This window comes from Rhizobium sophoriradicis (assembly GCF_003939025.1).
GTDB lineage: Bacteria > Pseudomonadota > Alphaproteobacteria > Rhizobiales > Rhizobiaceae > Rhizobium > Rhizobium sophoriradicis.
In genome coordinates this window covers 427,267-445,659 of record NZ_RQIH01000001.1, presented here as the reverse complement: position 1 = coordinate 445,659, position 18,393 = coordinate 427,267, and the positions used below count along the sequence as shown (strand labels likewise).

Genomic DNA, 18,393 nt, shown 5'->3' with positions numbered 1-18,393 from the left:
AAGCCTCTCCCAATAGCCCGAGAGCGCCGAAAAGCGCCGCTGATCGTGTTGAAGTCCGGACTTCCTCCTCGACGTCCGGTATGGGCAGCTAAACGTAAAGCTCGAGGGCTGTCAATATAATTCACGATATGAAATATATTTCAGGAGGATCAGGTGCGGCGTCTCAACCGACGGATCGCCAAGGCGCGGTCGCGGCCAGCCACTGTCGTGTGCGGGCCTCGGGATCCGGGTTGCGAGTGATATCGGTGACTACGGCAGCGCTATCGGCGCCGTTTTCCAATACCAGCGCCGCGCGTTCGGCGGTGATCCCGCCAATGGCAACGAGCGGCATCGGCCCGACACGCCGCCGCCAGTCCGCAAGGCGTTCGACGCCTTGCGGCGCCCATCTCATTTCTTTGAGGATTGTGGGCCAGACCGGCCCAAGGGCAACATAGTCCGGCGCGGCGGCCAGCGCGGTTTCTAGTTCTGATGGATCGTGCGTGGAAAGGCCGAGCTTCAGGCCGGCGCGGCGAATAGCAGCCAGATCGGCAGCCATCAGGTCCTCCTGCCCGAGATGAATGAAATCGCAGCCCTCATCGATCGCCAGCTTCCAGTAGTCGTTGATGATCAATTGGCAGGCCGCTGCGGCACAGGCGGCCTTCGAACGCCGGATCTCCTGGCGAAGCACTGGCTCCGAACGGTCCTTGATGCGCAACTGGACGAGTTTGACGCCGAGCGGCACCAGACGCTCGATCCATTCGGCGCTGTCGACGATAAGATAGAAGGGGTCGAGCTTCATGAGAAGACGGCCTTTCCGATGACGGGAGTAGAAGGAACGGCCATGTCGCGCGGCTCCAGCGGCACGGCGCCATACGCGAGACGGCCGGCATCGATGGCAAGCGCGAAGGCCTCAGCCATGGCGGCGGGATCGCCCGCGCCGGCAACGGCGGTATTGAGAAGAACGGCGTCGTAACCGTACTCCATGACGGCGGCGGCATGCGACGGGCGGCCGATGCCGGCATCGACGACCAGCGGCACATCCGGGAAATGCGCCCGGAATGCCCGCAGCGCCATTGGGTTTACCGGTCCCATGGCGGAGCCGATCGGCGCGCACCAGGGCATAAGAACGCGGCAGCCGGCGTCCAGCAGCCTTTCGGCGACGACAAGATCGTCGGTCGTATAAGGGAAGACCTGAAAGCCCTCGCCGGTGAGGATGCCCGCCGCCTCGACGAGGCCGAAGACGTCAGGCTGCAGCGTGTCGTGATGACCGATCACTTCAAGCTTGATCCAGTCGGTGCCGAAGACTTCGCGCGCCATCTTCGCCGTCAGCACGGCCTCCTGCACGCTGTGGCATCCGGCGGTATTCGGCAGCACGCGTACGCCGAGCTCGCGGATCAGCTCGAAGAAGGCGCCACCCGCCTTGCCGCCGGCGGCCTCGCGCCGAAGCGAGACGGTGACAATTTCGGCCTTCGAGCGTCTCACGGCTTCTGCAAGGACGGCGGGTGACGGGTAGCGGGCGGTGCCGAGCAGCAGGCGCGAGTGGACTTCAACATCATAAAGTTTCAGCATCTCAGCCTCCTTGCATCGGTGAGAGAATTTCGATGCGGTCGCCTTCGCCGAGCCTGAAATCGGCGCGGTCCTCGCGGTGCACCAGCTCGCCATTGACGGCAGTTGCCAGCCAGCCGCCTTCGTAGTCCAGAGCGAGAAGCAGGTCTGCGAGCGTCGCGGCCGCGACCTGCTGTTCCTCGCCATTGATGATGAAGGTCATGACGCCCTCCTTTCCGGTTGTCCTTGTTCTGTGAGAAGACGCCGCGCCACCTCGCCGGCCATCGCCGGCGCCAGCAGAAAGCCGTGGCGATAGAGGCCGTTGACATGGAGGGTGGATCCCTCCTGTGTCACACGCGGCAGATTGTCGGGATAAGCGGGGCGCACACCTGCGCCGATTTCCGTGACCCGTGCCTCGCCAAAGGCGGGATGCATCGCATAGGCGGCGTTCAGCAACTCCATCAGCGAACGCGCGGTAACCGGGCCGGCATCGTCGCTTTCGATCATCGTCGCGCCGACCATGAAGCGGTTTTTCTCGCGCGGCACGATGTAGATCGGGTGGCGGGGATGCAGCAGGCGGACGGGGCGGGAGAGACTGAGCTCGCTTGTTTCGAGGCAGAGCATCTCACCTCGAACACCGCGCAATCCGGGCAGCCGGCCGATCTGGGCGGCACCGGTGCAGTCGATCACCCAGTTATAATCGACATCCGCTTCGCCGGGCTCGCCGAACGTCAGGCGCATACGGGCATCCTCAAGTCCTGCTGCCAAGGCCGAGAGCGCCTGTCGCGGATCGAGATGCGCTTCCTGCCGGAAGAACAGCGCCCTGCGGAAGCGGCCGGCGAGATCAGGCTCCAGTGCTACGATCGCCGGCTCGTCCAGCCATTCCCATCCACTTGTCCGGCGGGAAAAGCGGTCGAGCTCGCCGGCATCGCGTCCGCCCGCCACGACAAGCGTTCCCCGGCGTTTGACATGACCCGGCAATGCCGCCTCCCACCAATCGGCGGCCAGCCGGCCGAGCGTCAGCACCGGCTCCTCCGCGCTCTCCCGTTCGCACCACGGGGCCAGCATGCCGCCGGCAAAGCCGGAAGCGCCGGCGCCGACCTCGCCCGCCTGATCAGCGACGCTGACCCTGAAACCGTGCCGATAGAGCTGCCACGCAACGGTGAGGCCGGCAACGCCGGCCCCCTTGACGAGAACGCGCATTGTCATTCTCCGGCGGGCGGTTTCGTCGCCTCTGCGACCGGCATGTAGAGATCGCCGCCATCGCGGTACTTGGCCGCCATCGCTTCCAATCCCTCTTTCTGAGCTTCGGCGCGAATGTCGTGGGAAATTCGCATGGAGCAGAATTTCGGGCCGCACATCGAGCAGAAATGCGCCACCTTGTGCGCCTCCTTCGGCAGGGTCTCGTCGTGGAAGGAACGCGCCGTATCCGGGTCGAGGGAGAGGTTGAACTGGTCCTCCCAGCGGAATTCGAAGCGCGCCCGCGACAGCGCATCGTCGCGGATGCGGGCGGCCGGATGCCCCTTGGCAAGATCGGCAGCATGCGCTGCGATCTTGTAGGTGATGACGCCGGTCTTGACGTCGCTGCGGTCGGGCAGCCCCAGATGCTCCTTCGGCGTGACGTAGCAGAGCATGGCTGTGCCGAACCAGCCGATCATGGCTGCGCCGATGCCGGAGGTGATGTGATCATAGCCCGGCGCGATGTCGGTCGTCAGCGGTCCGAGCGTATAGAAGGGCGCTTCGCCGCAGACCTTGAGCTGCTTGTCCATATTCTCTTTGATCTTGTGCATCGGCACATGGCCGGGGCCTTCGATCATCACCTGGCAGTCCTTCGCCCAGGCAATCCTTGTCAGCTCGCCAAGCGTTTCCAGCTCGGCAAATTGTGCTGCGTCATTGGCATCCGCGATCGACCCCGGACGCAAACCGTCGCCGAGCGAGAAGGAGACGTCATAGGCACGGCAGATGTCGCAGATTTCCTCAAAATGCTCGTAGAGGAAACTCTCCTTGTGGTGATGCAGACACCACTTGGCCATGATCGAGCCGCCGCGTGAGACGATACCGGTGACGCGATTGACGGTGAGCGGGATATAGGCCAGCCGCACGCCGGCATGGATGGTGAAATAATCGACGCCCTGCTCGGCCTGTTCGATCAGCGTATCCCGATAGACTTCCCAGGTCAGATCTTCGGCAATGCCGTTGACCTTTTCGAGCGCCTGGTAAAGCGGAACAGTGCCGATCGGAACCGGCGAATTGCGAATGATCCACTCCCGGATGTTGTGAATGTTGCGGCCGGTGGAAAGGTCCATGACCGTGTCGGCGCCCCAGCGGATCGCCCAGACCATCTTCTCCACCTCTTCCGCCATTGACGAGGTGACCGCCGAATTGCCGATATTGGCGTTGATCTTCACGAGGAAGTTCCGGCCGATGATCATCGGTTCGGTCTCGGGGTGGTTGATATTGGCGGGGATGATCGCCCTGCCCTCGGCGACTTCCCGGCGCACGAATTCGGGCGTCACGAAATCCGGAACATGCGCGCCGAAGCTCTCGCCGTCGCGCGCGAGCGCCTCCTTCGCGGCCTGCCGGCCGAGGTTTTCGCGGATCGCGATAAACTCCATTTCCGGGGTGATAATGCCGGCACGCGCATAGGCGAGCTGGGTGACGGCGCGGCCGGCCTTTGCCTTAAGCGGCGTGTTGCGAATGGGAAATTCCGGCGTCAGCCGCTCGCCCGTGGCAAAACCATTGTCTTCAGGCTTCACCACACGGCCTTCACAGGCTTCGACGTCGCCGCGCGCCCTAACCCAGGCCTCGCGCAAACGCGGCAGCCCGGCGTCGATGGAGACCACATGGGCCGGATCGGTATAGGGGCCGGAGGAATCATAGACCGTAACCGGCGGCTCGCCGGAGGTCGGGTGAAGGCTGATTTCGCGCATCGGCACGCGCAGATCCGGATAGAGGGTTCCGGGTTTGACGATCTTGGTCGAGGCCGGAAGCGAGCCGGTGGTGACGACGGGGGTAAGCTGGGGTGCAACAATATTCATGGATGAGGCTCCAAGGTTTGACGTTTGGAGACCCAGTTCCAGTGTTGGAATGATGGAAGGACGCCTTGCGCGACAAAGCGAAAATCCGCCCAACAGCCGCAGCGTCCGCACCGTCCCTACGCCAGTATGAACTGGATCAGGTTCAACGGGTCACTGCGCCACAATCGGCAAAGCCGAATCGTCTAGCAGAATCTCAGCCCCTTGCCGGGACACCCCTGGTGAATGTTCGCCATCAAAGACCGCAGCGGCGCTTGTGTCAAGCCACGGCTGATGTGTTCTCGTCCAGCCCTTGAATTCGGGGCAACCCCGCGAAGCGATGAGTCGCAGGGAGGAACCGTTTCATCTTGGCTGGCGACTCGCCGCTTTTGAAGCCGGCACAAGATCGCTTACAATCCGCGGCTAGGCCGGTTCGAATTGCGATCGAATTTCAGAGCGAAGGCGGAGCGCCAGGTCGGGGCTGTCGGAGGTCAGGTGGCCGATTCCACGCTTCAGCCAGGCGCGGATCAGCGTTTCATCGTTCAGCGTCCAGGCGCAGAGCCGTTCCAATGGAAGCTTCTGCCTGATGAGCGGCCATTCCGCCGCCATCAGCTCGTGATGAATGGCGACAATATCGACCAGACTATCGACCCTTTCGAGAAAGGCCTGCAATCCGCCCTGTTTCGCAGCCCATTCTGCATTCACAGAGACGAGGCGGGCGATATAAGGCGCCACACGGCGGCACTCCTCAAGAAGAGGGACGTCAAACGAGGTTAAATGGCAGCGTGCGGCAAGGCCGAAGCCTTCAATTTCGGCGGCGACTTTTTCGACGATGCCGGGATAAGGCCGCCCCTCTTCATCTGATTTGATCTCCACATGGAGCTGCTTGTCGCCACCGGTGACGAGCACCGAGAGCACGTCCGCAAGCGTTGGCACAGTGTCATCGGAGCCTTCAAGATGGGTCTCGCCACGCAACTCCGGCGTCAGCGCACGAACCGACCCGGTTTTGTCCGTCGTGCGATCCAGCGTCGCATCGTGGATGACGACCAGCTCGCCAGAATTGGTGAGGTGTACGTCGAATTCCACTGCATCGATCTCGAGCGCAAGAACGTTTCGGAAGCCCGTCAATGAGTTTTCGGGCCATAGGTTGCGGGCGCCGCGATGGCCGGTGATCTTGGTCATGCAGTTCTCCTCAAAAATGAGACGGATCAGCGAAGAGTGGGATCAAGCTTGTCGCGCAGCCAGTCGCCGACCAGCGAGATCGCAAGCGTGGTCATCATGATCACGAAGGCCGGCGCCAGCATGATCCAGGGTGCGCGCGTCAGGTACTCGCGGCCAAAGCCGACCATGTTGCCGAGGCTGGTCTCCGGCGGCTGCACGCCGAGGCCGAGGAAGGAAAGCCCGCTTTCCATCAGAATGATCTCCGGGAAAGTGAGAGTCATCGAAACGATCAGCGTCGAGGCGACGTTCGGCAGGATATGGTTGATGTAGAGGCGCGCCGGCCTCGCTCCGAGCTGGACGACCGCGGCAGCATAGCCCTGCGCGCTTGCCGAGATCGCGAGCCCGCGGGCGATGCGGGCATAACGTTCCCAGCCGTAAAAGCCCATCAGGCCGATCAGCAGCGGCATCGAAGAACCGAAGAACGCAAGAATCGCGAGCGACATGATGAGGAAGGGCAATGCCGCCTGGAAATCAGCGAGCACAAGCACAAGATGCTCGACCGCGCCGCGGAACTTCGCAGCAGCAAAGCCAAGCGCCGTGCCGAAGACGGCCGAGATGATCGTGGCGCCGAAGGCGATGGCAAGCGAGACCCGGATCGACTGAAGGAGCCGGGAGAGGACGTCGCGGCCAAGTTCATCGGTTCCGAGCAGATGGGCGGGATTGCCCGGCTGCGACAGGCGGCTGCGCAAATCCATGGCGGTGATGCCGTAAGGGCGGATCATATCGGCGCAGAATGCTACGAACACCATGGCCGCAAGCCAGGCGATGGCGAATGCGACGGAGAAAGGCACGCGCCGCAACTGTCTGATGAAGCGGATGAGGATGGATACTTCGGACGATCGCGGGCGGGCGGTGTCGGTGACGCTCATGCCGGGCCTCCTGTCAATGGGCGCTTTGGCTGCGAAGCCGCGGATCGAGCCAGCCATAGAGCAGATCGACGATGAGGTTTGACGCGACCATGGCGGCGGCGATCATCAGCAGGATGCATTGGACGACAGCGAGATCGCGATTGGACACGGAGACGACCAGCAGGCGGCCGATGCCAGGCCATGAGAAGATCGATTCCACTACGACTGCACCGGCGATCAACGAACCGACCATGAATCCGACGATCGTGACGATCGGCACTGCCGCGTTCGGCAAAGCGTGGCGCCAGACGACGTCCGGCCACTTCATGCCTTTGGCGGATGCCGTGCGGATATAGGGCTGGCTCATCACTTCGATCATCGCGCTGCGCGAGAAGCGCGCGAGAATGCCGATTCCACCGATGCTCAGCGTCAGTGTCGGCAGGATGCCGTGCTGCCAGGTGTCCTGCCCACCGGAGGGCAAAACGCCGAGGGTGATGGAGAAGATCAGCACCAACAGCAGCCCCATGACGAAGGAAGGGATAGTGAAACCGAAAATTGCCGCCAGGATGACGCCCCGGTCGACCGTGCTCTGGCGGTGAAGGGCGGCGTAGACGCCGGCCGGAATCCCGATCACCAGCTTGAGCAGAAGCGCCGGCACGGTGAGCTGCAATGTCGCCGGAATGCGTTCGATCACCAGCTGGATGGCGGAGGCCTTGTCGCGCATGGAGACGCCGAAATCGCCGGTGAAAATCGATTTTATATAGGCAATGTACTGGATCCACAGCGGCTGATCGAGACCCCAGGCTTTGCGGAAGGCATCGACCGATTCCTGCGGAACATCCGGGCCGAGCATGACCTGGGCCGGATCGCCGGACATGCGCAACACGACGAAAGCGAAGGTCAGCACCGCGAGAATCGTCACAAGGGCACGAAAAAGACGGATGAGAGCGAAACGCAGCATGGCTTTCCCCTTACGCGGCGACCGGCTGGCCTGCGCCGGCGACCATGTGGCAGGCCGCGCTCCGGCCTTGCGCAACCTCTCGAAGCAGCGGCGCGCTTGTGCGGCAGATATCAGCCGCCAGGGGGCAACGCGGGTGGAAGGCGCAACCGGATGGGCGGTTGGCCGGGTTCGGCGGTTCGCCCTGCAGGATGACCCGGCCGATGAGCGGCTTGCCCGGTACCGGCACACTGGAGACCAGCGCATTGGTGTAGGGATGCATCGGCGTCTGAAAGATGACGTCGGACGACGCCTCTTCGACGATCCGCCCGAGATACATGACCGCAACCCGGTCGGCGACGTTGCGCACCACCTTGAGGTCATGGCTGATGAAGATCATGGCGATACGATGCTGCTCCTGGAGATCGCGGAGCATGTTGACGATCTGCGCCTGAATTGACACGTCGAGGGCCGAGACCGGCTCGTCGCAGATCAGAAGTTTGGGGCGCGAGGCGAGCGCGCGGGCAATGACGGCGCGCTGCCGCTGACCGCCGGAGAGTTCGTGGGGATAGCGCCCCGCCTGATCCGGCCGCAGCCCGACGGCAGCCATCAGCTCGGCGACACGCGTTGGCCGATGCTCCTTCGGTACCAGCCTGTGAATCGCAAGCGGTTCGCCGATCTGATCGGCGATCGTCAACCGCCGGTCGAGGGCTGCCAGCGGATCCTGGTAGACGAGCTGCATCTTGGCGCGTAGCGCCCGCCATTCCGGTGTGCCGAGCCTGGGCATCGGCCTGCCCTCGAAGAAAGTCCCGCCTCCCTGCGGCGGATCGATCCCGAGCAGCAGGCGGCCGAGCGTCGATTTGCCGGAGCCTGACTCTCCCACCACACCGAGCGTTTCGCCGGCCATGACCTTGAGTGCAATTCCGTCGACGGCCCGAACCGGCGTCATCTTGCCGAACGTGCCCTGGCGCACCGCGTAGGTTCTGACCAGATCTTTGGCTTCGATCAGAGGTTCGCTCACGATGCGGTCTCCAGAGCGTGCATTGCAAGCCGGCGTGTCGTTCCGACCGGATGATGGCAGGCAAGAACGCGACCATCGGCGGTCGAACGCAGGTCCGGCATGCGGATCCGGCAGTCCATGGCGACATTGAAACACCGGGGAGAAAAGGCGCATCCGTCCGGCATGTCTTGCGGATGCGGAACGATCCCGGGAATCGGAATAAGCCGATCGCGCGGGCCGTCGAGCCGCGGAATGGCGTCGAACAGGCCGCGCGTATAGGGGTGCTGCGGGCTCTCGAAGAGGGCTTCGATCGCACCCTGCTCCACGATGCGGCCGGCATACATGACGCAGGCGCGTTCGCAGACCTGGCTGACGGCGCCGAGATCGTGGCTGATGAAGATCGTCGCCATGCCGGTTTCGGCGCGAAGCTCGATCAAAAGATCGAGGATCTGCGCCTGAATGGTGGCGTCGAGGGCGGTGGTCGGTTCATCGGCGACGAGGAGATCCGGCTCACCGGCGAGCGCCATGGCGATCATCAGGCGCTGACACTGGCCACCGGAAAACTCATGCGGGAAGAGATCGAAACGGCGGCGCGCATCGGGAATGCCGACCATGTCCATCAGGCGCAAGGCCTCGCTCCCGGCCGCCGCGCCGAACAGACCGCGATGGATGGCCAGCGCCTCGGTAATCTGCCGGCCGATGCGGAGAACAGGATTGAGCGAACTCGACGGATCCTGGAAGATCATGGCGATGCGCTTGCCGCGCACACCCTCCAGCACGGGGCGCGCGCTGCCGAGGATTTCCTGTCCGTCAACGCGAACGGAGCCTGTGACCGTCGCCTTGCCCGGCAGGAGCCCGAGCGCCGCCAGCCAGGTGACCGACTTGCCGCAACCTGATTCGCCGACGAGACCGATCGCCTCGCCGCGGCGGACATCAAGGTCGATGCCGTGCAGGACCTGGACGCCGTCGAATGCGACCTTCAGATCACGCAGTTCCACAAGATTGGAAACCATCGGAGCTCACCTCCATTTCAATAGACGACGCCGGCCGCGAATAGGCGGCCGGCGCGGGGAAGCATTTGATCAGGCGTTCCAGTTCGATGCGCGGAAGTCCATGGCGAAGGCAGGCGAAGCCTTCCACTTGAGTGAGGACTTCATGCCGGTAAAGACGGCGTTCTGGTGCAGGACCTGGTAGACGGGATCTTCGCGCTCGCAGATTTCAAGCATGCGGGCGATCGCCTTCTGGCGCTGGGCCCTGTCAGTCGAAGTCTCGAGCACGACGGAGAGCTTGTTGACCTCATCGTTCGTCCAATCCTTCTTCTGCTGGACTTCGCCGTTCGGGCCGAACTGGACGACCAACGGGGTGATCGGGTCATTGATCGTGTTGGAAGCCGACCAGTCGCGCACACCCTTGACGCCCTGCGGATCGTGGATCTGCGCCCAGTTTTCCTTCATCTGGATTTCGACGTTGAGGCCGACCTGCTTCCACATCTCGATCATGATCTGCGCATTGGCGGTCTGGTTCGTATAGTAGTTGTTCAGCAGGCGGTAGGGGATCGCGTCGCCCTTATAGCCGGCGTCCTTCAACAGCTTCTTGGCCAATTCCGGATCGAATTGCGGGGCTGCCCATCCATCAACGAACATGCCGGAGGTCTTGAAGGAGTCGAACTGCAGACCGGCGGGAACGACAGTCTTTCCAGCCCATAGCGCTTCGACGATCGCCTGGCGGTCGATCGCATGGGTCATGGCACGACGCACGAGGGGACTGGCCAGGACCGGGTTCTCAGTGTTGAACACCGAGACGCGGTGATTCCAAATGGTCGAGCTCTGGACTTCAAGGCCCGAAACCGACTGGATTGCAGAGATCTGATCCGGCGGTAGATCGCAGGCGAAGTCGTATTCACCGGAAAGCAGGCCGTTGACGCGCGAGGCCACTTCCGGAACCTCGACGAAGCGGATCTGCTGGAGCGGCGGGCGACCGCCCCAATATTCGTCGAAAGCAACGAGCGTCAACGACACGTCCGGCTTGTATTCGCCCACCATGTAGGGCCCAGTCGTTACTGGCTTGCGGGCCCATTCGGCGTAGCTCTTGGCTTCATCCCAGGCGCGGCGGTTGGTTATCTGGCTGCCCATGGAATAGAGCCGGCCTTCGAGCGTCACGTCCGGCGTCGCATTGTGAAAGCGGACCGTGTACTTGTCGACGACTTCGACACCGGCGAGTGCGGGCCAAAGACGGCGGGCCACACCCGGGACGGTGGCCGGGAGTTCTTTGACGGTGGTCGGCTTGTTGTCGGCCTCGAAAATCGTCTTGCCGCCCTTCGGCTCGGTATTGCCGAAAATACGTTCCCTGGAGAAGGAGAAAGCCACGTCCTCGGCGGTCATTTCGTCGCCATTGTGGAACTTAACGCCTTGGCGCAGCTTCAACTCCAGCGTCTTGTCGTCGATGCGCTTCCATTCCGTGGCCAAGCCCGGTACCGGGCCCTGGTTGCCCATCCAGTCGCGCAGGATCAGACCCTCCCAGAAATTCGGGAAGAACACCCGCTCGCCGACATTCGACTGCTCGTTCCAGACATCCAGAGTATTGTTATTGGTGATCTTCTGAACGGCGATCGTTACCGACGGACGAACGGCCTGGCTGAACGACATACGTGGCAGGACGATGCTGCCGGCTGCTGCTGACAACAATCCCAACGCATGGCGGCGGTTGATAGAAAGCATGGGTCTCTCCTGTTGAAACAATGGTCAAAACCGGCAAGCCGCGCCTTCGCCGGGCGGAAGGCCGCCGCTTGGGCGTGGCGTTAAATCGACAGACGAATTTTCGCCGGCAGGCTAAGCGTTGTTGAAGCCCCTTTACCGCGCCGCCGACTTCGCGTAGCTCTAGGTTACAAATGTTACGCTCATGTGACATTTGAGAGGATTGTAATTTGTCCAATCAACAGCTCATGGTGAGGGCTTCGTGGCTCTATCACGTCGAAGGCCTGACCCAGGCGCAGATTGCCGAGCGGATGCTTCTGACCCGGCGCCGGGTGAACGAACTGCTTGCCGCGGCGCTGGACCAAGGCATCGTCCGGATCAGTTTCAACTCGCCGCTGGCGGAGAATGTCGAACTTGAAGCCGAGTTGCGCAACCGGTTTGGTCTTCGCGACGTGGTGATCGTCCCTACCCCTGTCGACAAGTCCCAGATGCCGGTCGTGATCGGCCGCGCCGCCGCGATGTTTCTCGAGCGGCTGATCCAGGCGAGCGACCCCTCCTCGCTCGGCGTCGGCTGGGGCGCGACCTTGCGGGAGACGGTACAGCACATGGCGGCAGCCAATGCGCCCGGCATCAAGGTTCGCTCGATGATGGGAGGGCTGACCCGTGGATCGGAGATCAACACATTCGAGATCGTTCGGCGCTTTGCCAAGGTGTTGAACGCTCAGTGCCATTATCTTGCGGCGCCGATTTATGCTGATGATCCGGGCTCCAGAGATACGATCGTCGCGCAGACGGTGTTCCAGAGTTTGCTCCGCGAGGCCACGGCAGTGGACATATCAATCCTGAGCGTCGGCGATGTATCGTCGGAATCGTTGCAGGTTCGATACGGGCTGCCGACGGGAACCGATATTGGTGAACTGACCAACGCCGGCGCAGTCGGCGACCTGCTCGGGCGATATCTGGATGCGGAAGGCCGCGAAATAGATCATCGGCTGAACCGCCAGGTCATCTCCCCCGAGCTTACCGACTATCGCCGGGTTCCGAACCGCCTGCTCGCCTCCGGAGGCGATCACAAGCGGAAAATTTTGTCGGCCTGTCTTACGGCCGGCCTCGCCACGGCCATTATCACCGACGCCGATAGCGCAGTTTGGCTTCTCGGCAAGCAGGGACCAAAATCCGCGAGCGTTGCTAGGGATGACTAGACTTCGTGGCTGTGAGAAAGGAACCGGAAGCCAGGATTCTGCAGCTAAGGGACGGCAATGAGGTCCAGGCGCCAGCTATTCGATGCGCCCCTTCGCGCGCCGCACGAATAGGCGCGCAATCTCCGGTCATATCAACCAATGCCAACCATGCGGGCCATCGGGTGGGCGAACCGGTGCGTGCGCCGGCGGCCGTAGCGGCGCCGGTCGCCCAACATTGATTGTGGATGGGCGGGCTTTACCGGCCCATTTCGCTCGCGCCCCTTGGACGCGTGCTCCATATTCTCTCGCTCACGGCCAGGTGACAGCGACCGCGCGTTCATCGGTCCGACGGCACCGGCTCATCATCCTGTCGCAACGCGATTTCTGCATTCATGGCTTATCGTTTCGTCCACACTGCCGATCTCCATCTCGACTCTCCGCTTCGGTCGCTGGCGCTTCGCAACGCCGAGCTGGCCGATCTCGTGAGTGACGCCAGCCGGCAGGCGCTGATCGTGATCGTCGACCTTTGCCTCGAGGAGCAGGTCGATGCACTCGTTATCGCCGGCGATCTCTATGACGGGGAGCAGACGTCGATGAAGACGGCGCGCTTCCTGGCTAGCCAGCTGGAACGGCTGCACCGGGCGGGGATCTGCGTCTTCAAGATTCGCGGCAATCACGATGCGATGTCGAGGATCGCCAGGGAGCTGGTGATGCCCGATACGGTGAAGATCTTCGGCGGCCACGCCGAGACCGTGGAGGCGACGAAAGGCAGCCTGTCGATCGCGATCCACGGTCTGAGCTTTGCCAAGCCGCAAGCGCCGGACCCGCTTCTGCCGAAGTACAAGCCGCCGGTGGCGGGAGCGGTCAATATCGGCATCATGCATACGAGCCTTGCCGGATCCGCCGGCCATGACGTCTATGCGCCCTGCAACGTGCTCGACCTTCACGCCTCGGGATTCGACTACTGGGCGCTCGGGCATCTTCATCAGCGGAGCCAGTATCCCGGCACGGCGACGATCATCATGCCGGGCATGCCGCAGGGCCGCGACATCAACGAGTCGGGCGTCAAGACCGTGTCGCTGGTGACCGTGGCGGATGACCGGACGGTGACGGTCGAGGAGCGGCGCACCAGCATCGCGCAGTTCGAGCGCGTCGATGTCGACCTCACGGGTGTCGATGATTGGCGTGATGCGGCCATGGCGATCGAAGCGGCACTTGCGGGGCAGCGCGACCATACGGCCTCGCCACATCTCGTCACGCGCCTCAGGCTTTCCGGCCGCACGCCGCTCTCCTGGCAGCTTCGCCGCGATGTCGACCTCATGCAGGCGGAAGCCGAGCAGCGCAGTGACCGGATCGGCCGGACCTGGATCGAGAAGCTCGAACTCGCCTTCGAAGCGCCCTCGATCCTCGCAGCCGAGTCCGCCGCCGATCCCGTCATTGAACTCGGCGCGCTGATGCGGGACGAGGTCATCGCCCGCAGCGGCTTTCGCGACGATGTAAGGGAGATGGTCAGGGACCTGCTCGCCGACCTGCCGCCCGAGAGCCGGGCCTTTGCCGGCCATGACGAGGCGGGTTTCGAATGCTTCATCGACAGCCTTCTCGCCGACGGCGCCGAGGACATCACCGCCCGGATGAAGGCCGCGGAGCGGGGAGACAGCTGATGCGCCTGCGCCGTCTCGACCTCATCCGTTATGGCAAGTTCACCGACCACTCGATCGACTTCGGCCCGGTCCGACCGGGTTCGCCCGATCTGCACATCGTCTATGGCCTCAACGAAGCGGGGAAGTCGACCACCTTCGCCGCCTACCTCGATCTGCTCTACGGCATAGGCGAGCGCAGTACCTACAATTTCCTGCATCCCTACAATACGATGAAGGTCGGTGCGCGGCTGGAATTCGGTGGCGCGGAGCACGAGCTGGCGCGGCTCAAATTGCGGACCGGCAGCCTCGTCGATGATCGGGGACAGGCTGTGAACGAGGCGCTGCTCGCCGGCGCGCTCGGCGGCGTCGGCCGCGAGGCCTATCGCACCATGTTCTCGCTCGACGACCAGTCGCTCAAGGAAGGCGGCAACGCCATCATCCAAAGCAAGGGCGAGCTCGGCGAGTTGCTGTTCTCGGCAAGCTCGGGCCTCGCGGGCCTCAGCCGTTCGCTGGTGACGGCCGTCGACGAAGCCAATGGAATCTACAGGAAGCGGTCGTCGAGCACGAAACTGGCGGAACTCAAACGCTCGCTCGAAGCGCTGAAGGCCGAGCGCAATGCCATCGACACGCTTGCCTCCACCTATTCGGGCCTGAAGTCGACCCACGAGCAGGCCGACGCCGCCTATGCCGCGACGACGCGGGAACTGGCCGAGGCCAAGGCCCGGCACCAGGAGCTGACGCGTCTTCTCAGCGCCCTGCCGGCGGCGCTGGAACTCCGGCGGCTGGACGCCGATGCAGCCGGCATGGGCGACCTGCCGCGGCCGCCGGCCGAATGGTTCACACTGCTGCCGCAGCTTTTCCGCGACGAGACGCGGCTGCAGGCGCTTGTCGAAACCGCCGACCGCACGCTGCGCCAGCTTGCCGACGAGATCGAGGCGATCACGATCGACGACAAGGCGCTGGCGATCGCTGCGCATATGGACATGCTGGATCAGGGTCGGGCGCGCTATCTCGCGGCTGAGAGCGACCTGCCGAAGCGCCGGCTGGCGCTGGCCGAACAGGAAGGCGAGCTGGTGCGGCTGCTGGCCGATCTCGAACAGCCTGGCCATACGACGCCCGAGGCGCTGCTGCTGCCCGCCTCGCTGATCGGCATCATCCGCGATCTCATCGAGCGACGTTCCGGCGTCGAGGCCAACCTGGCTGCCGCAGGCCGCGAACTGGTGCGAGCGCGCGAGAATTTCGAAAGGCTGAACAAGGAAGGCGGCTCGCAAAACGGAGCCGCGGTCGTCGATCCCGCGCGTCTCGGCCGCGTCGAGGCCGCCCTTGGCCGGCTGACGGGATCTGACCTTGCGGTGCGGCTCACCATGGAAGAACGCGCACTCGCCCAGGTGAAGCGAATACAGGAGAAGCAGTTCGCACAGCTTGCGCCCTGGACAGGTGATGCCGTCGCTCTGCAGCGGACGAGCGCGGCGGAGCCTCGGCAGGCCGAGGCCTGGCGTGGCCAGGCGATCTCCATCGACAAGCGGATTGCCGATCACGAGGCACGGCTGCGCGATCTCGGCACCGAACAGGCGCTGACCGAAGCCCGGATCGCGGCTTTCGTCGCCGGCGGTTCGATCGACGATGCCGAGGCCGCGAGGCTGCGCGACGAACGCGATGCCGCCTGGCAGGCGCATCTTGCCAGCTTGAATGCCGCCACCGCCCGGACATTCGAGGAGCGGATGCGCCAGGACGATGTCGTGTCCGCCGGCCGGCTGTCACGCGCGCAGGAACTTGCCGAGCTGCGTCAGCTCCGCCTGACCGAAGCGGCAACGGCGGCAGCGATCGAACGCCAAAGGGAATTGCTTAGAGAGGCGCGCGCCGAACATGATGTGCTTGCCGAGCGCATCCGCGGTCTCCTGCCCGAGGCAATCGAATATGACGCCAAAGCTGCGGCGCGCATTGCAGCACTTGAGGCGTGGAGCACCAAGCGAGCCGCGGCGCTGGCCGCCTGGGACGATCTGCAGCGGGCCGAAGAGGCGGTAGAAGTGCTTCGCTGCGAACTGGACAGCCATGCCGCAACGCTTGCGGCGAGCCTTGCGGATGCCGGCCATGGTGGCGCCGAGGATCTGCCGGTCGCCGCGCTGATGCAGGCGGCGAGCGATATGCTAGCCGCCGGCAAAGCCGAACAGGCGGCGCGACAGGCGCACGAGAAGGCGATCGGCGATCTCGACCGCGATGTCAGGGAACGTGACCGCGACCGGCAGGAGGCGGAAGCCGCGGTCGCGGCCTGGGACCGGGAGTGGGCGGAGGCGCTGTCGCGAACCTGGTTTGCCGACAAAGCCGGCTCGTTGGCTGCCGTCCGGGCCGTGCTGGATGCGCTCGGCACACTGCCCGCCATCCTGAAGGAACGGGATGACCTCGCAAGCCGCGTTGCCGCGATGGAGCGCGACCAGGAGCAATTCCGCGGGGATATTGCCGCTCTTCTCGCAGACTGCGGCCTCAGCCGGTTGGCATCCGATACGCTCGCCTCGGCCAATGCGCTGGTGGAACGCCACGAGGCAGCCCGGCATGCGGCTCAGCTTCGGGCAGACCGGCATGCGGATCTCGACAAACATTTGGAGAAACGACGGGCGCTGGAGGAGGAACTGGCCGTTCACAATGCCCGCAAGAATGAACTGACGGGTTATTTCGGCACGGACTCGCTTGCCTCAGTCGAAGCATTCCTGAACCAGGCGCGGGAGCGGGACCGGCTGGAGGCGCGCGCCGTCACCTTGCGCGGCCAGATCACCGAGGCGTTGCGCGCGGCAAGTTTTTCCGAAGCCGAACGCCGCCTTGCCGATATCGACGCCCATGCCGTCGAACGCGATGCGATGGAGCTTGGCGCCCGGATCGAGGATCTCACCGAGCGGGCCAAGCTTCTCTATTCCGACGTGTCGCTGGCGCGGCAGAAGCTCGAGGCCGTGGGCGGAGATGATGCGGTGGCGCGGATCGAAGCCAAGCGCCGAACCATCTTCCTCGAGATCGAGGAACTGGCCGTGCGGCATCTGACGCTGCGCGCCGGCACGCTGGCGGCCGAACAGGCGCTGCGCATCTATCGCGAAAAACACCGCAGCTCGATGATGAACCGCGCATCGGAAGCCTTTCACCTGATCACCGGCGGCAACTATTCCGGCCTGACGACCCAGCCCGACCGGGACAAGGAAATACTGATCGGCGTGTCGCGCGACGGCGGCTCGAAGCTTGCGGACGCGATGTCGACCGGCACGCAGTTCCAGCTCTATCTCGCGCTTCGGCTGGCGGGCTATGAGGAATTTGCAGCGCTTCGCCCGCCCGTGCCCTTCATCGCCGACGACATTATGGAGAGCTTCGACAATCCCCGCTCCGAAGAGGTTTTCCGCCTGCTCGGCGCAATGGCAAGGGTCGGGCAGGTCATCTACCTCACGCATCACTGGCATCTCTGCGAGATCGCGCGACACGTCGTTCCTGATGTCACCATACACCAGCTGCCATGACCGGCCGCAAAGACATCAGCCCTGCCACGGATCCAGCACGGCAACGCCCGCGCCTTCGAAATCCCTAATATTACGCGTAACCACGGTCAGGCCGAGAACCAGGGCGGTTGCGGCAATCAGAGAATCCACTTCATTGCGCCGATCCGGAATATGCAGATGCGCGCAGCGTGTGGCGATCGCATCATCGACCGGCAGGATACGGCCGGCGAATGCGGGCCGCACCTGATTTTCCAGCCATGCACGCAGGCGAGCCCCCTGCGCCGCATCACGGCGCTGCACGCCGAGTATCCCCCGTTCCAGCTCCAGGATCGTGATGGCGGAGATGCATAAGCTCGCGGTGTCTTGCGCCCCGGCCCATGCGACCACATTGGCATCTGCCTTGCCGTCTCCGACCTTACGCAATTCGGAAACAACATTGGTATCCAACAAATATTTCAAGACAGATCGACCCCGCGCGGGGCGATCTCAACACGAGGCGGGTCGAAGTCGATATCTGACAAACCCGGCATGAAGAGAGCATCGACCAGGCTGCGGCGCTTGCCGGTGAGGCGCTCGAATTCGTCATAGGTCATCAACACGTGAGATGGCTTGCCACGATCCGTAATGATGACAGGACCATTTTGCGCCGCCTTCTTTGCCCTGCTCACGTCGTGATTGAGTTCGCGGCTGGAAAGACTTGTCACGTTCATCACGCATCTCCATGTAGGTACATACCTACATATAGTATTCGGAGGATGCAAGGCAAGTCAGATCGCATGCCTCGGGCGTGTTGGCTTCCCAGGTAATCTCTGATCTAGTCTGGACTCTCCGCCGCGCAGACCAGCCGCGGCCCTAGCATTCG

General features: G+C 63.4%; 16 protein-coding genes and 1 riboswitch. Of the genes, 3 read left to right on the top strand and 13 right to left on the bottom strand.

Translation table 11 applies throughout. From position 1 onward, the window contains the following. Positions 1 to 163: 163 nt before the first annotated feature. The 11 genes from EFR00_RS02175 to EFR00_RS02125 form a co-directional block, all read right to left on the bottom strand. Positions 164 to 778, bottom strand: a complete 615-nt coding sequence (locus EFR00_RS02175; protein WP_009995226.1) for a thiamine phosphate synthase — start codon at positions 776 to 778, stop codon at positions 164 to 166. Next, entirely contained in the window at positions 775 to 1,548 is a 774-nt protein-coding gene (locus EFR00_RS02170) for a thiazole synthase (RefSeq protein ID WP_009995225.1), read from the bottom strand. Before EFR00_RS02170 ends, EFR00_RS02175 begins: the two co-directional genes overlap by 4 nt. A 1-nt stretch (position 1,549) precedes the next feature. Further along, positions 1,550 to 1,747 carry a sulfur carrier protein ThiS gene (gene thiS, locus EFR00_RS02165; RefSeq protein WP_040112909.1) on the bottom strand — a complete coding sequence of 66 codons (198 nt, stop codon included), beginning with the start codon at positions 1,745 to 1,747 and terminating at the stop codon, positions 1,550 to 1,552. Next, on the bottom strand, positions 1,744 to 2,727 hold the full coding sequence (thiO, locus tag EFR00_RS02160) for a glycine oxidase ThiO (RefSeq protein WP_206428375.1): 984 nt from the start codon (positions 2,725 to 2,727) through the stop codon (positions 1,744 to 1,746). Before thiO ends, thiS begins: the two co-directional genes overlap by 4 nt. A 2-nt stretch (positions 2,728 to 2,729) precedes the next feature. Beyond that, the gene (gene thiC / locus EFR00_RS02155) at positions 2,730 to 4,562 is read right to left on the bottom strand and encodes a phosphomethylpyrimidine synthase ThiC (RefSeq protein WP_077994131.1); all 1,833 of its coding nucleotides are present in this window, start codon (positions 4,560 to 4,562) and stop codon (positions 2,730 to 2,732) included. A gap of 95 nt (positions 4,563 to 4,657) precedes the next feature. Then, a riboswitch (TPP riboswitch) is annotated at positions 4,658 to 4,789 on the bottom strand. 172 nt (positions 4,790 to 4,961) lie between these two features. Next, on the bottom strand, positions 4,962 to 5,720 hold the full coding sequence (locus EFR00_RS02150; protein ID WP_077994134.1) for a glycerophosphodiester phosphodiesterase family protein: 759 nt from the start codon (positions 5,718 to 5,720) through the stop codon (positions 4,962 to 4,964). A gap of 26 nt (positions 5,721 to 5,746) precedes the next feature. Further along, the gene (locus EFR00_RS02145; protein ID WP_077994136.1) at positions 5,747 to 6,628 is read right to left on the bottom strand and encodes an ABC transporter permease; all 882 of its coding nucleotides are present in this window, start codon (positions 6,626 to 6,628) and stop codon (positions 5,747 to 5,749) included. Positions 6,629 to 6,641: 13 nt separating this feature from the next. Further along, entirely contained in the window at positions 6,642 to 7,568 is a 927-nt protein-coding gene (locus EFR00_RS02140; RefSeq protein ID WP_077994138.1) for an ABC transporter permease, read from the bottom strand. A gap of 10 nt (positions 7,569 to 7,578) precedes the next feature. Beyond that, on the bottom strand, positions 7,579 to 8,565 hold the full coding sequence (locus EFR00_RS02135; RefSeq protein ID WP_009984568.1) for an ABC transporter ATP-binding protein: 987 nt from the start codon (positions 8,563 to 8,565) through the stop codon (positions 7,579 to 7,581). Next, a complete protein-coding gene (locus EFR00_RS02130) occupies positions 8,562 to 9,557 on the bottom strand; it encodes an ABC transporter ATP-binding protein (RefSeq protein WP_077994141.1) in 996 nt (331 codons plus the stop codon). The genes EFR00_RS02135 and EFR00_RS02130 overlap by 4 nt, the downstream gene beginning before the upstream one ends. 69 nt (positions 9,558 to 9,626) lie before the next feature. Beyond that, positions 9,627 to 11,261, bottom strand: coding sequence for an ABC transporter substrate-binding protein (locus EFR00_RS02125; RefSeq protein WP_077994143.1), 1,635 nt, complete (start codon positions 11,259 to 11,261; stop codon positions 9,627 to 9,629). Positions 11,262 to 11,467: 206 nt separating this feature from the next. On the opposite strand from EFR00_RS02125, the gene EFR00_RS02120 reads away from it, so the two are divergent. From EFR00_RS02120 to EFR00_RS02110, 3 genes are all read left to right on the top strand, one after another. Next, on the top strand, positions 11,468 to 12,439 hold the full coding sequence (locus EFR00_RS02120) for a sugar-binding transcriptional regulator (protein WP_077994146.1): 972 nt from the start codon (positions 11,468 to 11,470) through the stop codon (positions 12,437 to 12,439). A gap of 371 nt (positions 12,440 to 12,810) precedes the next feature. After that, positions 12,811 to 14,079 carry a metallophosphoesterase family protein gene (locus tag EFR00_RS02115; protein ID WP_040142935.1) on the top strand — a complete coding sequence of 423 codons (1,269 nt, stop codon included), beginning with the start codon at positions 12,811 to 12,813 and terminating at the stop codon, positions 14,077 to 14,079. Then, positions 14,079 to 17,552, top strand: a complete 3,474-nt coding sequence (locus tag EFR00_RS02110) for an AAA family ATPase (protein WP_077994149.1) — start codon at positions 14,079 to 14,081, stop codon at positions 17,550 to 17,552. The genes EFR00_RS02115 and EFR00_RS02110 overlap by 1 nt, the downstream gene beginning before the upstream one ends. Before the next feature lie 15 nt (positions 17,553 to 17,567). Here the strand turns inward: EFR00_RS02110 and EFR00_RS02105 are convergent, their stop codons facing one another. Together EFR00_RS02105 and EFR00_RS02100 are read right to left on the bottom strand one after the other, a co-directional pair. Then, positions 17,568 to 17,990, bottom strand: a complete 423-nt coding sequence (locus EFR00_RS02105) for a type II toxin-antitoxin system VapC family toxin (RefSeq protein ID WP_077994152.1) — start codon at positions 17,988 to 17,990, stop codon at positions 17,568 to 17,570. Then, complete coding sequence (locus tag EFR00_RS02100; RefSeq protein ID WP_004677292.1) at positions 17,987 to 18,241, bottom strand: type II toxin-antitoxin system Phd/YefM family antitoxin; 255 nt, start codon at positions 18,239 to 18,241, stop codon at positions 17,987 to 17,989. Before EFR00_RS02100 ends, EFR00_RS02105 begins: the two co-directional genes overlap by 4 nt. Between the last annotated feature and the right edge of the window lie 152 nt (positions 18,242 to 18,393).